This is a genomic window from Dokdonella fugitiva, from assembly GCF_004342425.1.
Lineage (GTDB): Bacteria > Pseudomonadota > Gammaproteobacteria > Xanthomonadales > Rhodanobacteraceae > Dokdonella_A > Dokdonella_A fugitiva.
Map to the genome: position 1 here is coordinate 158,067 of NZ_SLWQ01000006.1, position 14,352 is coordinate 172,418.

The 14,352-nt window shown below is 70.0% G+C and carries 14 protein-coding genes; 9 read left to right on the plus strand and 5 right to left on the minus strand.

All coding sequences use genetic code 11. The features are described from left to right. The first annotated feature begins 85 nt into the window (after positions 1–85). A complete protein-coding gene (locus EV148_RS12070) occupies positions 86–598 on the plus strand; it encodes a hypothetical protein (protein ID WP_131998554.1) in 513 nt (170 codons plus the stop codon). Positions 599–768: 170 nt separating this feature from the next. Here EV148_RS12070 and EV148_RS12075 read toward each other — a convergent pair whose 3' ends face one another. Next, positions 769–2,046: a Vgb family protein gene (locus tag EV148_RS12075; protein ID WP_131998556.1), complete on the minus strand. Its 1,278-nt coding sequence runs from the start codon at positions 2,044–2,046 to the stop codon at positions 769–771. A gap of 313 nt (positions 2,047–2,359) precedes the next feature. Here EV148_RS12075 and paoA point away from each other — a divergent pair, with 313 nt between their 5' ends. From paoA to paoC, 3 genes are read left to right on the plus strand one after another with little or no spacing between them, the layout of a single operon-like run. Beyond that, positions 2,360–2,992, plus strand: coding sequence for an aldehyde dehydrogenase iron-sulfur subunit PaoA (gene paoA / locus EV148_RS12080; protein ID WP_131998765.1), 633 nt, complete (start codon positions 2,360–2,362; stop codon positions 2,990–2,992). After that, positions 2,989–3,945, plus strand: coding sequence for an FAD binding domain-containing protein (locus EV148_RS12085; RefSeq protein ID WP_131998558.1), 957 nt, complete (start codon positions 2,989–2,991; stop codon positions 3,943–3,945). The genes paoA and EV148_RS12085 overlap by 4 nt, the downstream gene beginning before the upstream one ends. After that, on the plus strand, positions 3,942–6,152 hold the full coding sequence (paoC, locus tag EV148_RS12090) for an aldehyde oxidoreductase molybdenum-binding subunit PaoC (RefSeq protein WP_131998560.1): 2,211 nt from the start codon (positions 3,942–3,944) through the stop codon (positions 6,150–6,152). The genes EV148_RS12085 and paoC overlap by 4 nt, the downstream gene beginning before the upstream one ends. Before the next feature lie 83 nt (positions 6,153–6,235). Here the strand turns inward: paoC and ligD are convergent, their stop codons facing one another. Next, positions 6,236–8,836: a DNA ligase D gene (ligD, locus tag EV148_RS12095; protein WP_131998562.1), complete on the minus strand. Its 2,601-nt coding sequence runs from the start codon at positions 8,834–8,836 to the stop codon at positions 6,236–6,238. Between the two features lie 63 nt (positions 8,837–8,899). Next, complete coding sequence (gene ku, locus EV148_RS12100) at positions 8,900–9,775, minus strand: non-homologous end joining protein Ku (RefSeq protein ID WP_131998564.1); 876 nt, start codon at positions 9,773–9,775, stop codon at positions 8,900–8,902. Positions 9,776–9,867: 92 nt separating this feature from the next. Between ku and EV148_RS12105 the strand changes: the two genes are divergently transcribed. Next, positions 9,868–10,527: a UdgX family uracil-DNA binding protein gene (locus EV148_RS12105; RefSeq protein WP_241988071.1), complete on the plus strand. Its 660-nt coding sequence runs from the start codon at positions 9,868–9,870 to the stop codon at positions 10,525–10,527. 13 nt (positions 10,528–10,540) lie between these two features. Then, positions 10,541–10,882: a cupin domain-containing protein gene (locus tag EV148_RS12110; protein WP_131998568.1), complete on the plus strand. Its 342-nt coding sequence runs from the start codon at positions 10,541–10,543 to the stop codon at positions 10,880–10,882. Between the two features lie 4 nt (positions 10,883–10,886). Here the strand turns inward: EV148_RS12110 and EV148_RS12115 are convergent, their stop codons facing one another. Further along, positions 10,887–11,462, minus strand: coding sequence for an alpha-ketoglutarate-dependent dioxygenase AlkB family protein (locus EV148_RS12115; protein WP_131998570.1), 576 nt, complete (start codon positions 11,460–11,462; stop codon positions 10,887–10,889). Between the two features lie 102 nt (positions 11,463–11,564). Here EV148_RS12115 and EV148_RS18530 point away from each other — a divergent pair, with 102 nt between their 5' ends. Together EV148_RS18530 and EV148_RS12120 are read left to right on the plus strand one after the other, a co-directional pair. After that, on the plus strand, positions 11,565–11,741 hold the full coding sequence (locus EV148_RS18530; RefSeq protein ID WP_158287451.1) for a hypothetical protein: 177 nt from the start codon (positions 11,565–11,567) through the stop codon (positions 11,739–11,741). A gap of 33 nt (positions 11,742–11,774) precedes the next feature. Further along, positions 11,775–12,152, plus strand: coding sequence for a DUF3175 domain-containing protein (locus EV148_RS12120; RefSeq protein ID WP_131998572.1), 378 nt, complete (start codon positions 11,775–11,777; stop codon positions 12,150–12,152). A 187-nt stretch (positions 12,153–12,339) separates the two neighbouring features. On the opposite strand, the gene EV148_RS12125 is transcribed toward EV148_RS12120, so the two are convergent. Further along, positions 12,340–12,891: a MarR family winged helix-turn-helix transcriptional regulator gene (locus tag EV148_RS12125; RefSeq protein ID WP_131998574.1), complete on the minus strand. Its 552-nt coding sequence runs from the start codon at positions 12,889–12,891 to the stop codon at positions 12,340–12,342. 93 nt (positions 12,892–12,984) lie between these two features. Between EV148_RS12125 and EV148_RS12130 the strand changes: the two genes are divergently transcribed. Further along, positions 12,985–14,337, plus strand: a complete 1,353-nt coding sequence (locus tag EV148_RS12130) for an alpha/beta hydrolase family protein (RefSeq protein ID WP_241988072.1) — start codon at positions 12,985–12,987, stop codon at positions 14,335–14,337. The last annotated feature ends 15 nt before the right edge of the window (positions 14,338–14,352 follow it).

Consider the following 14,352-nt stretch of genomic DNA (forward strand, 5'->3'; position numbering starts at 1 on the left):
GCGCCGCGGTGGCGATGTCCCTTCCGCTGCCCGGATTGCGTCCTGTCTTCACGGCGCACCTCGCACCACGAACCGGAGCCTTCGCATGACCTCGACAGCACGCCGTCTCGCCCTGCCCCTCCTCGTCTTCGTGTCCCTCGCGCACGCCGGGCATCCGCAGTCGCTCGCCGCGCGGGTCGGCGATGCCGCGTTCGAATCGGGCGACGCCGAGATCAGCTTCATCGCCCCCGGCGGTGGCGCGTTCACGCTGAATGCGGCGACACGCGGGGCGAGCGCGTGGCCGCCGCCGAAGACGCGCATCGACCGCCTGGCGATCGTCTGCGACGGCTTCGTCGACGGCCAACCGCTGCGGCTCGACCCAGCCGCGTTCGCACGCAGCACCTGCAGCGTCACCTTCGAGCGGGGCAGCAAGCCGATGGGCGGAGATCCCGACGCGAGCTACCGGCTCGACAAGCGCAGCGCGGAGAACCGCTTCGAGATCACGGCGGCGAACGGCAAGGTGTACGCCGGCACGTTCGCGTTCGACCTCGTCGACGACAAGGGGGCGACCCTGCGCATCGTGCAGGGTCACTTCGAAGTGGAGGACCGCCAGTTGTGACGGCTGCCCAATCCGCGTGTCGACCGCGTACCCCTCGCGTCCGGGGGTGGAGGCTTTCAGGCGCCCAGGCGCATGTGGCGTCATTCCCACTGTCGCGGGAATGACGTCGATGACGGAACGGGGAACGGAGGGCGCAACGGCACCCGAATACGGAACGGTGAACGCCTGCCTCAGGGACAGGCCAACCCCGCCGGCAGGGTCAGGCGCACGATCCGGATCGAGCCGCTGCCGTAGCCCGGCACGTCCGAAGTCCACTCGAGGCTGCCCCGGTTGCAGTCGGCGAAGCGCAAGGTGACCGTGCCCCACGGCGTGTTCTGCACGCGCGCAGGGTCGAAGTTCGCGCCGAAGCGACCGCCTGGGCCATTGATCGTCGACATCACGACCGTGGCGTGGTCCCCCTCGATCGCGCCGACGCCGCCGATCCATGCCTGCCCGCCCCCGGGCGCGAACATGTAGATCTCCACGACGAGCAGGTTGCCCCGCAGCACTTCGAGCGCGAGACCGAACTGGCCTGCCATCCCGGCGTCGACCCAGCTGCCGGTGAAACCGTTCGTGATCAGGCCGGTCGAACCGACGGCCGGAATCAGCGCGATGAACGTGCCGCCTTCGATCGCGCCCTCGTCGACGGTCGCGAGCGTGCCAAGGTCCGCGCCGCTGTTGCGATCGAAGCGGCGCACGCGGTTACCGCTGAGGACGAGGATCGAACCGTCCGCGTCGAGGGCGAGGCCGGTCGGCGCGCCGAGACCGGTGACCGCCTTGCCGACGAACGCACCCGTGTTCGCGTCGAAACGGTAGACCTCGCCACTGCCTTCGCCGCCGACGAGGATCGTCGCGCCTTCGTCGACGATGCCGCGCGTGCGCCGCAGGCCCTGCGCGCGTGATGGCACGAATGCCGCGCGCACTTCGCCTGTCGCCGGGTTCACGCGCGCGACGCTCGAGGTCGAGTAGCCCGGCACGTAGATCAGCCCGGCCGCGCTCATCATGAGCCCGTTGTCGGCGCCGAGCAGGCCACTGTCGCCGGGCAGCACGGTGCGGACCACCTGGCCGGTCGCGCGATCGAGTTCGAACACGCGGCTCGTGCCGTAACTCGCGACGTAGACGCGCCCGTCCGCGCCGAACGCGATGCCGGTCGGGTCGATCTCGGGCGTGAACTGGGCGAACACGTCGACGAAGGAATAGCCCGCGTCATGCCGGTATCGCTGGACCTGGCCATTGACCTCGCTGACCACGTAGATGAGGTCGTCGGCGGGATTGAGCCGCACCGCCTGCGCACCCTTGATGCGCCCGGCGGCATCGAGCTGGCGCAGGAAATGGCCGTCGCAGGCATCGAAGATCGCGACGTTGTTGGAGAAATAGCCACTCACGAACAGGTGCCGCGGGCACGACTGCGCGCCCGCGCTCGCGGCGGCGGCGAAGGCGAGGATGACGAGGACGATGCGGGCGAACATGGCGGAGCTCCGGCGTGGCGACGCCCGGAGCTTGCCCCGGTGCGTTCCGTCCGGTCCTTCGCGAACGCTTCGGGTGGGTTCCTTTTTTTCTCCGCATGGCGGGAGCGGGCTCGGGGCTGGAAGTGAGGGCGCGGGAGGCGGAAGGCGCGGTGCTCTTCCCCCGGCCTCATCCGCCGCCCAGCTCGCCTTTCCGCTCAGCTCCAGCCCGCGCCCTCGGCCCTCGCCCCACCCGGCAAGCCCACATTCATCGCGGCGCGCGCATCGTCGCAACGTCCGTTCGTCCGAGGAGCCCCGCATGAACGAATCCGACGCGATGAATCCCGCGCGCCGCGAAGCACTTGCCCTCGGGCGCGACATGCTCGTCGGCGGCGCGGCCGCCTGCTGGGCCGGTTCGCCGTCCGCGCGTGCCGCCAGCCCACGCCGGGACGCACCCGTCATGCGCAAGCTGACCCTGCGCGTCAACGGGGCGGCCCAGGCCCTCGAACTCGACACGCGCACGACCCTGCTCGACGCCCTGCGCGAGCACCTGCACCTGACCGGCACGAAGAAGGGCTGCGACCACGGCCAGTGTGGTGCGTGCACGGTCATCGCCGGAGGCCGCCGCATCAATGCCTGCCTCAGCCTCGCCGTAATGCACGATGGCGATGAGGTCACGACGATCGAAGGACTCGGCAAGCCGGGACACCTGCACCCGATGCAGGCCGCGTTCGTGCGCCACGACGCCTATCAGTGCGGCTACTGCACGCCAGGGCAGATCTGCTCCTCGGTCGCGATGCTCGAGGAGCTGCGGCACGGCATCCCGAGCCATGCGGCCGCCGACGTCGCCGCCGCGCCGGCATGGACGCCGGACGAACTGCGCGAGCGCATGAGTGGCAACATCTGCCGCTGCGGCGCGTACTCCAACATCATCGAGGCGATCACCGAAGTCGCGGGGGCGCAGCCATGAAGGCGTTCACCTACGAGCGCGCGACGTCGACCGCGCAGGCCGCCGTGCGCGCCGCGAGCGTACCCGGCGCGAAGTTCATCGCCGGTGGCACGAACCTGCTCGACCTCATGAAGATCGAGATCGAAGCACCGGCCCACCTCATCGACGTCAATGGCCTCGACCTCGCGAAGATCGAGCCGACGCCCGACGGCGGCCTGCGTATCGGCGCGCTCGTGCGCAATACCGATCTCGCCGCCGATGCGGGCGTGCGCCGCGACTATCCGGTGCTCGCGCGCGCCCTGCTCGCGGGTGCGTCGCCGCAGTTGCGCAACCGCGCGACGACCGCGGGCAACCTGCTGCAGCGCACGCGTTGCCCGTACTTCTACGATCCCGACCAGGCGTGCAACAAGCGCGAGCCCGGCAGCGGTTGTGCCGCGCTCGCGGGCTGGCGGCGCATGCATGCGATCGTCGGCACCAGCGACGCCTGCATCGCCGCACACCCGAGCGACATGGCGGTCGCGATGCGCGTGCTCGATGCCGAGGTCGAAACGATGCGTGCCGATGGCTCGACCCGGCGCATCGCGCTCGCGGACCTGCACCGCTTGCCGGGTGCGACGCCGCACCTCGAAACGACGCTCGACGCGGGCGAGCTGATCACCGCGGTCGTGCTGCCGTCGCCGCCCGGCGGCACGCACGTCTACCGCAAGGTGCGCGACCGCGCGTCGTATGCATTCGCGCTCGTTTCGGTCGCGCTCGTGCGCCAGCCGGACGGCAGCGGCCGCGTCGCGCTCGGTGGCATCGCGCCTAAGCCGTGGCGTGACGAGGATGCCGAGCGCGCACTCGCGTCCGACCCGCACGCCGTCGTCGACGGCCTGCTGAAGGATGCGCGCACCTCGCCCGACAACGCGTTCAAGATCACGCTCGCGCGGCGCACGCTGGACGCCGCGATCGCCGATGCGAGGAGCGCGCGATGAAATTCGACACGCCTGCGACGAAGAACCCGATCGATCGGCTCGCGGTCGTCGGCCATCCGGTCGACCGCATCGACGGACCGCTGAAGACCACAGGGACCGCCCGCTACGCCTACGAGCACCATGATGCAGTCGCACGCCCCGCCTACGGCTACGTCCTCGGCGCGGGTATCGCGAAGGGCTCGATCCACTCGATGGATCTCGCTGCGGCGAAAGCGGCGCCCGGCGTGCTCGCGATCGTGACCGCGGACAACGCGGGCCCGCTCGGCAAGGGCGACAAGAACACCGCGACCCTGCTTGGTGGCCCCACCATCGAGCACTACCACCAGGCGATCGCGCTCGTCGTCGCCGAAACATTCGAGCAGGCGCGCTGGGCCGCACGCCGGATCCGCGTCGACTACGGGCCCGTCGACGGTACATTCGACCTCGCCCGCGCGAAGGAATCGGCCTCGAAACCCGCATCGGGCAAGCCCGACACCGCCGTCGGCGACTTCGGCAACGCGTTCGCCGCCGCGCCGGTGCAACTTGATGCGACCTATACCACGCCCGACCAGTCGCACGCGATGATGGAGCCGCACGCGTCGACCGCACTCTGGGACGGCGACACGCTCGTCATCTGGACCTCCAACCAGATGGTCGCGTGGGGCGTCGCGGACGTTGCCAAGACGCTCGGCATCCCGAAGGAAAAGGTGCATCTCATGTCGCCCTTCATCGGCGGCGGATTCGGCGGCAAGCTGTTCGTGCGCGCCGATGCCGTGCTTGCCGCGCTCGGTGCGCGCGCGGCAAAGCGGCCGGTCAAGGTCGCATTGCCGCGGCCGCTCATGTTCAACAACACGACACACCGGCCCGCGACGATCCAGCGCATCCGCATCGGCGCGACGCGCGAAGGCCGCATCACCGCGATCGCGCACGAGAGCTGGTCGGGCGACCTGCCCGGCGGCAAGCCGGAGACCGCGGTCGACCAGACGCGACTGCTGTACGCAGGTGCGAACCGCATGACGGCGATGCGTCTGGCCGTACTCGATCTCGCCGAGGCGAATGCGATGCGCGCGCCGGGCGAGGCACCGGGCATGATGGCGCTCGAGATCGCGATCGACGAGATGGCCGAAAAGCTCGGCATCGATCCGGTGCAGTTCCGCATCGCCAATGACACGCAGGTCGATCCGGAGCATCCCGAACGGCCGTTCTCCAAGCGCCGCCTCGTCGATTGCCTCGCGATCGGCGCGGAAAAATTCGGCTGGAAGGCGCGCAATCCGCACCCGGCGGGCACGCGCGACGGTCGCTGGCTGGTCGGCTTCGGCGTCGCTGCGGCCTTCCGCAACAACCTCGTGACCAGATCGGGCGCACGCGTGCGCCTCGGCAAGGACGGTGTCGTCACGGTCGAAACCGACATGACCGACATCGGCACCGGCAGCTACACGATCATCGCGCAGACCGCGGCCGAGATGATGGGCGTGCCGCTGCACCGCGTGGTCGTGCGGCTCGGCGATTCGGACTACCCGGTGTCATCGGGCTCCGGCGGCCAATGGGGCGGCAACAGCTCGACCGCGGGCGTCTACGCCGCCTGCACGAAACTGCGCGAGGCGGTCGCGACGAAGCTCGGCCTGCCACCGGACGCCGACTTCGCGGACGGACGCGTGCGCGCGGGCAGCCGCGACGTCGCAGTCGCCGACGCCGCACGGAACGGCGAGCTCGTCGCCGAGGACCACATGGAATACGGCGACCTCGACAAGCGCTACCAGCAGTCGACCTTCGGCGCGCATTTCGTCGAGGTGCGCGTCGATGCGGCGACCGGCGAAACGCGCGTGAAGCGCATGCTCGCCGTGTGCGCGGCCGGCCGTATCCTCAACCCGAAGACCGCGCGCAGCCAGGTCATTGGCGCGATGACGATGGGCGTCGGCGCGGCGCTGTCGGAACACCTCGTCGTCGACCGCTACGCCGGCTTCTTCGTCAACCACGACCTCGCCGGCTACGAAGTCCCCGTGCACGCCGACATCCCGCACCTCGACGTGGTCTTCCTCGATGAAACCGATCCCATGTCCTCACCGATGAAAGCGAAAGGCGTGGCCGAACTCGGCATCTGCGGCGTCGCCGCCGCGATCGCCAACGCGATCCATCACGCCACCGGCGTGCGCGTTCGGGATTACCCCGTCACCCTCGACAAGCTCATCGACCGCTTGCCGCTATTGGCGCGCGAAGAGGAAAGCTGAAAGCCTGAAACACGAAACACGGCGAGCACAGGGGAAAAGCAAAACGGGAGTTCCCATCCTGCGCGATCCGGCTCGCGGGCACTTCAGGCCTTCCTCCGTGTGCTGCGTGTTCCAGCCTTTTTCGGTTTCGCCTTGCGGCTGGAGTTGCGGGCTTCCACCGCACCCGGTGACGGCAGGGTCTGGCGGATGCGGTCGAAACCTTCCCATGGGTCGCGCTTGCGGCGCTTGATCTTCGCGAGGGCGGAACGGATGTCGTAGGCGGCGGCGCTGCGCAGGCGTGCCAGTTCGCTCCATTCGATCGGCATCGCCACGGGTGCGCCGGCGCGCGCGCGCAGCGAGTAGGAGCCGACGGAGGTCGCGCCGCGCGCGTTGCGCAGCCAGTCGATGAAGATGCGCTTGTCGCGCTTCTGTTCGCCGGCGATGCTGACGAACGTGCGCGGGCGCGCACCCGCGAGCGTATCGGCGACCTGCGCGGCGAACTGCTTCGCTTCGTCCCAAGGCACCGCGGGCGCGAGCGGAACGACGATGTGCAGGCCCTTGCCGCCCGAAGTGCGCAGGAAGGATTCGAGGCCGATCGCCGCGAGGGCGTCGTGCACGATGCGTGCGGCCTTCTTCACCTCGGACCATGTCACCGACGGGTGCGGATCGAGGTCGAAGATGATGCGGTCGGCGTGGTTCTGGTCGGTCGCGAGCGCGCCCCATGGATGGAACTCGAGCACGTTCATCTGCACCAGCTGCAGCACGCCGATTGCATCGTCGACGGCGAGGTAGCGGTCGCTGCCGCTCTTCTCCTTCACCGTCACGGAGCGCACATGGTCGCCCCAGCCGCGGCCGGTATGCTTCTGGAAGAAGCAGGCCTTCCCGGTGCCGTCGGGGCAACGCAGCACCGACAGCGGCCGGCCACCGACGTCGGCGAGCAGCAGCGGCGCGACCGCGCGGTAGTACGCCGCGACGTCGGCCTTGGTGATGCCTTCGCCCGGGAACACTTCGCGTTCGGGATGGGTGAGGCGCACGTCGCCCGGGGCCGTCCCCGCGGTCTTCGTCCGCTGGCCGGTGGCGCGACGGGTGGCGGCGCTTCGCGTCCGCGCCGTCGTCGCCTTCTGCACGCGCGCAGTGGCGGCGCGCGGCTTCGCCCCGCGCGCATCCTTGACGAGATCCTCGAGCGACTTGTCCTCGCGCACCGTCTTCAAGGCCGGTTGTCGCAGCAGCCCGAGGCCACCGAGGCCCTGATGATAGACCTCGACGACGAGCGCAGGCTCGACCCACATGGCCGCGGCGCGGTCGGCGCGCGTCATCTTTGACACATCGGCGGGCGCCGCGTCGATGCGCGTGCCGGCGAGATCCCTGCGCAGGCTGCGCAGTTGCTCGGCGCTGAAGCCGGTGCCGACGCGACCGACGTAGTCGAGGCCGTCCTTGCCCGGGCGCGCGAGCAGCAACGCACCGAACCCGCTGCGGCTGCCCTTCGGCTCGGTGAAGCCGATCACCACGAACTCGTCGGACCGGCGCGCCTTGATCTTGACCCAGTCACCGTTGCGCGACGCGCGGTACGGGCTGTCGGCACGCTTGCTGACGATGCCTTCGAGGCCGGCACGCACGGCCTGCGCGTACACCTGCGCGCCATGCCCGACCTGGTGGGCGGAATAGCGCAGCAGTGGGTTGCCTCGCTCGCGCAGCAACGCCTCGAGGCGCGCCTTGCGTTCGAGCAGCGGCAGCTCCCGCAGCGAGCGGCCGTCCAGATGCGGCAGGTCGAACAGCATGTAGGCGAGCGGCGCCTTCTCCTGCGCCGACAGGCGTCCCTGCAGCGCGTTGAAGTCGTCGCGGCCATCACGCAGCGCGATCATCTCGCCGTCGAGCTGTGCGCTCTTCACGCCGAGGCCCCGCAACGCCTCGACGAGCTCGGGCACCTTGTCCGTCCATTCGAGCCGGTTGCGCGACCACAATCGCACGTGAAGCCCCTTGATCGACGCGAGGATGCGGTAGCCATCCCACTTCGCTTCGTGCAGCCAGCCGTCGCCGGCCGGCACCTTCGTGTCCGGCTTGCACAGTTCGGGGTCGAACGGTCCGTCGTCGATCGTTTCGGCGCGGCCGCGCGCGGCGGGATCGAGCGCCTGCACCTGCTCCGCCTCGACGTCCTGCCAGACCTTGCGCCGCTCGCGCAGTGGCAGGGGCCGGTCCGAATCCGGATCGACGAAGTCGTCGGCCTCGCGCTCGCCGGCGTATTCGTCGCGATGCTTGATCAACAGCCATTGCGGCTTCCTGCCCTCGCCGCGTGTACGCACGAGCACCCACGAGCCGCGCAGCACGTCGCCGTTCAGGGTGAACTTGAGTTCGCCCTTGGCCAGGCCCTCGCGCACGCTGCCTTGCGGTACCCAGGTGCCGCTGTCGAACACATCGACATGGCCCGCGCCGTAATTGCCTTCCGGAATGTCCCCTTCGAAGCCCGCGTACGACAACGGGTGATCCTCGACCTGGACCGCCATGCGCTTGACCTTCGGATCGAAGCTCGGGCCTTTCGGCACGGCCCAGCTCTTCAGCGCACCGGCATGCTCGAGGCGGAAGTCGTAGTGGCGCCGGCTCGCGTGATGCAGTTGCACGACGAAGATGCCGTGGCCGCGATCGCCGCCCGCCGCGGGTTCGGGCGTCGCCTTGAAATTGCGCTTGCGCTTGTATTCGGCGAGGGGCATGGCGGGTTCCGCGGCGGTTCGAGGAGTATGTGCGGCACGAGCTGAATGTCGGGCGGCGGGCGCTCAGGCGCGCTTGCGCGCCGCCGACTTGCGCGCGGCCTTCTTGCGTGGCGCCGCGCGCCTGGCCGCCTTCTTCTTCGCCGGCGCGCGCCCGCCTTCGGCGAGGCTTTGTTTCAGCAGCGAGACGAAATCGACGACGTTGGTCGACTGTCCGGCCGGCTCCGCGCCTTCCTCCGGCTCGGCCTCGACCGTCTTGCCACCCTTGAGCCGCTTCTCGATCACCTTCTTGAGGCGTGCGCGGAATTCATCCTTGAACTGCTCCGGCTTCCACTCGCCCGACAGCGCCTCGACGAGCTTCTCGGCCATCGCGAGTTCGCTGCGGTTGACGCGCTTCGCACTCGCGGGGAACGAGTATTCGCTCTGCGGGATCACCTCGGAGGGATAGCGCAGCAGGTTGAGCATGAGCGCCTTGCCGCGCGGCAGCACCGCACAGAGGTATTCGCGCGTGCGGATCACGACGCGACCGACGCCGATGCGGCCGGTTTTCTCGAGCGTCTGGCGCAACAGCACATAGCCCTTCTCGGCGCGCTTGCCCGGCACGAGGTAGTACGGTTTTTCGTAATACTCCGGTCCGATCGCATCGGCCTCGACGAAGGTTTCGAGGTCGACCGATTCATGGCTTTCCGGCGCCGCGCCTTCGATGTCCTCGGGCTCGAGCACGACGTAATTGCCCTTGCGGTACTCGAACGCCTTGACCACGTCCTTCCACGGCACCTCGCGGCCGGTCTGCGCATTGACGCGCTCGTAGCGCACCGGCTTGTTGTTGCGCGAATCGAGCATGCGGAAATGCAGGTCGTTCGTGCGCTGTCCGCTCATCACCGCGACGGGGATGTTGAGCAGGCCGAACGAGAGTGTGCCGTTCCATATCGGGCGTGCCATGGCTTTCCTCGCTGCGTGGCGTTGGCGCAAGCCTAGGCGCCCTACTTCGACGGTGCATGAACAACGCCGGCGATCGTCCGCGATGTTGGGCCATGTTCAGGCGTGCGCCGCGCACACTCGCGCTTACGCGCCGCCACCCCGATCCCTGCATGCCGACCCGCAAACCGCCGCCACTGGCCACGCTCCGCCGATCGGCGCGCGCATGCCGCGCCTGCGACCTCTGGCGACCGGCGACGCAGACCGTGTTCGGCGAGGGCCCCGGAGACGCGCGCATCGTCGTCATCGGCGAGCAGGCCGGCGACAAGGAGGACCTCGAAGGCCGGCCGTTCGTCGGCCCGGCCGGCCATCTCCTCGACGTCGTGCTCGAGGACGTCGGCATCGACCGCAGCAGCGCCTACGTGACGAACGTCGTCAAGCACTTCAAGTTCGAGCTGCGCGGCAAGCGCCGCCTGCACAAGCGCGCGAACGCGGCCGAGGTCGCCGCCTGCCTGCAGTGGCTCGATCGCGAGCTCGCGCGTATCCGGCCGCGCATCGTTGTCTGCCTCGGCAGCCTCGCCGCGAAGGTCGTGCTCGGTTCCGGCTTCAGGCTCATGCAACGGCGCGGCGAGTGGATCGAGCGCGGCGAAGGCCAATGGGCAATCGCGACCGTGCATCCCGCCTACGTGCTGCGCGCGCGCATCGGCGCACGCGGCGAAGAGGAGTTCGCGCGCTTCCGCGCCGACCTCATGAAGCTGCGCCACCCGCCCGCCTGACGAAGGAGGCAGCATGCAGAGCAGGACCCTGCGATTCACCCGAGGCTTCCGCCTCGCGATCCACAACCGGCGCGGGCAGGCCGCCGAAATGGTCATCCCGCGCGGCGATGCCGAAGGCGGCCCCGACAATGCGCACCGCGGCGCGGACCAGTGGCTCTTCGTCCTCGACGGACGCGGCGTCGCGATCGTCGAAGGGCGGCGCACGCGGCTCAAAGCCGGCACGCTGATCCTGATCGAGAAGGGCGAGCGGCACGAGATCCGCAACACGGGCACGACGCACCTGCGCACGCTCGTCTTCTACACCCCGCCCGCGTATCGCACGCCGGACGCACGCCTGCCGCGCGGCAAGCCATGACGACTCAGGCGGGACACACGCGGAACGCGAGGCTGATGCGCGGGCCGACGCGCGCCTTCGTCTTCGGGATGCCGTGCAGGTAGTGCAGCTGCGAGGCGTAGTTCATCACGAGCAGGCTGCCCGGCTGCAACTCGATCCTGCGCGTCGTGCGCGGCGGCGCCTGCGGCGCGATCGTCATCCATCGCGCGGCACCGAGCGAGACGAGCGCGACAGGCTCGCCGGGCACCAGCTCGCCGAAGCGGTCGTGATGCATCGCGACGCTGTCGTCGCCATCGCGGTAGAAATTGAGGCCGACGCTGGTGAACCGCGCCGCGACGATGCCGGCGATCGCCTGGCGCGCGGCGTGGATCGCCGCCGGCACGCCTTCGCCGTCGAGCGCGTAGTGCGCGAGCAGGCGCGGCACGGCGACCTCGCGCTCGTACATCATGCGGCGGTCGGCACGCCACGGCACCTGCGTGCGCAGCGCATCGAACCAGGCGTCGGCGGTGGCGTCGTCGCAGATGCGAGGCCAGTACTCGATGCGCGCGACCGGATGGTCGACGAGCGAGGCGCCGGCGTCGATGAGGGACAGCTGCTGCATCGCCCCCAGATGGGGGCGATCCCGCTTCGCCGCAACGCCGGAAGGGTGCGATTCATTCGCGCGGTGGTGTAGTCGCGTTCCTGTCAGGAGCGCGGTGCCGCCATGAACCCCGAAGAGAAGTCCTGCGCGAACCACTGGTGCAGTTGCACCGTCCACGATCACGACGAGTTTTGCTCGCCCGCCTGTGCGGAGCAGGCCGCCGAGGGCGTCCGCCCGCCGTGCAACTGCGTGCACGAAGGCTGCGCCGGTACCGTGCCGCAGTCGCTGCGGGAAGGCTGACGCCTGCGCGCCGGCGTGACGAGGAGACCTGCGATGAGTACTACGAAGAAGAAGGCACGCCACTCGAGCCCGCACGAGCGCGGCCGCGCGAAGAAGACCCACGCGACCGCCGGGGCGCGCTGGTCGGGCCGCGTCACGCGCACCAGCAATGCGCTCGACCTGCGCGACGGCGTGTTCACGCTCGACGATCCCGCCGCGATCGCGCGCTCGCTGCTCCGCTCGGCGCGGCGGAGCCGAAGGCGCAAGGCCGAACCCTACCGCTCCGCGATGTCGATGCTCACGTTCTACATCAATCGCGCCGGCAGCGGCCTCGGCCGACGCCGACGCACCATCCTCGAACGCGCGAAGGACGAACTGCGCGCGCTCAGGCCGCGTACCAAGGCCGGGCACGGCAGCACCCGCCGCCGGTGATGCACCGGGTGCCAGCCGTCGCGGTGTCCGGCCATGCCCGGGGCGCGACGGTCGCGCGCAGGATGCGCTCCTGCCGGCTCTCCCTCGCAGCATGGACGGGCCTTGCCTGCAGGAGCCCGCCGTGCGGGCGACCGCAGCGTCGCGATGCACCGGAGCGCGTCGCGCACAGGCTGCGATCCTGAACGCCTCATCGCGCGCGCGCAGCGGGGCGCCGCCGGGGCGCCGTCGCCGCCTGCTTCCTCGATGCCCGTGCCTCGCCCTTCGCCGCCGCGGCACGCAGGCGCTCGACGAACGGTCGCTCGCGGCAGCCGCGCTCCATCGCCCACAACGCATCCCATGTTCCCGACCCTGCAAGCGCGAGCAACCCGCGCGACGCCTCCGCCATCACCTGCAGCGCCGCGCGCGCCTTCACCACCTCGCGACGACCGGCCGCGGTGAGACGGACGACCGTTCGGCGCCGATCCACCGGATCGTCCGTCTGCTCGACCAGCGACAGCCGCGACAGCTCGCGGATCCAGACGATCACGAGCGGATGCGACTGGCGCAGCCGGCCGGCCAGTTCGGTGACGCCGAGTGGCCCGTGCTCGTCGAGTGCGACGAGCGTCGACAGCGTGCGCGGCGGCGCGTTCACGCCGACGGTCGGGTACCACTCCGCCGCGCCCTGCACGAGCTCGTCGGCAAGCCGGCGCAGCAGGTGCGCGAGGAAGGCCGTTCCCTGCGCCTGGATGAAGTCGTTCATGTTCCCCTTCCCGCCGAGTGCCTTGCGGCATATTGACCGCGGTGACCACGACCGTCAACATTTACGTAAATCTTGACGTATATGGAGGATCGGATGGACGTACGCACCGGCGCAGCCCTGGCCTTCCGCCTCCTCGGCATCATGATGTTCGCCTGCAGCGCGGGCGACGTCTCCGCTTCCACGCACGAAGACGCCGCCCCGCCCTGCCCGGCGGCCGCCTGGGCCATGGCCGACGGGACGACACTCGACATCGCACCGGGCGACCACGGCACGTTGCGCTGGCGGCGCCCCGACGGGACGACCGGGGTGCTGAAGCCACGAGGTCGCGGGCGCTGGACGAGCACCTACGGCTGGACCGGTCGACCGGACGGCCACCACGTGGTGTTGCGCGACTGCGGTCGCGCCGGCATCCGCTTCGACGGCACCCGAGGCAGGCGCATTCCGCTCGTGCAGACCGACACGCGCTTCCAGGGCAGCGGCGTCGAACTCGCCGGCCGCCTCACGCTGCCGCCCGGCGACGCGCGCGTGCCGCTGGTCGTGCTCGTGCACGGCGCCGAGCATTCCTCGGCGCTGCACGACTATTCCCTGCAACGCGAGTTCGCCAGCCACGGCATCGGCGTGTTCGCCTACGACAAGCGCGGCACCGGCGCGTCGGGCGGCCGCTACACGCAGGACTACCTCACGCTCGCGGTCGATGCGATCCATGCGATGCACGAGGCGAAGCGCCTCGCCGGCGCGCGCGCCGGACGCGTCGGCTACCAGGGCGGCAGCCAGGGCGGATGGGTCGTACCGCTCGCCGCACGCATCGAACCGGTCGACTTCGCGATCGTCAGCTTCGGCCTCGCCGTCTCGCCGCTCGAGGAAGACCGCGAAGCCGTCGCGTTCGACCTCGAGCGCGCGGGCTTCGACGCCGACGCGCAAGCGAAGGCGATGACGATCTCCGATGCCGCCATCGCGATCGTCGAGAGGGATTTCACCGAAGGCTACGACCGCCTTGAGGCGCTCAAGAAGCAATATGCGAACGAGCCCTGGTTCACCTCCGTGCGCGGCAACATCACCGGCTACCTGCTCGCCGCGACGCCCGAGGTCGCGCGCCGCGACCTGCGCGCGCTCGTCGCCGGCATTCCCGTGCGCTACGACCCGATGCCCGTGCTGCACAACCTCGACGTGCCGCAACTGTGGGTGCTCGGCGGCCAGGACCGCGACGCGCCGCCGTTCGAGACGCGCCGCCGCCTCGCCGCGCTGCAAGCCGAAGGCCGTCCGATCACCATCGCGGTGTTCCCGAACGCCGACCACGGCATCGTCGAATTCGAAACGAAGCCCGACGGCGAGCGCGTCTCCACGCGCCGGGCCGCGGGCTACTTCGATCTCATGGTTGCCTACATCCAAGGCAAGGCGCTGCAGGCAGCGTACGGCACCGCCGAGCTCGCGCCAGCCCGAAGATGACGCGAGTGGCGCGCG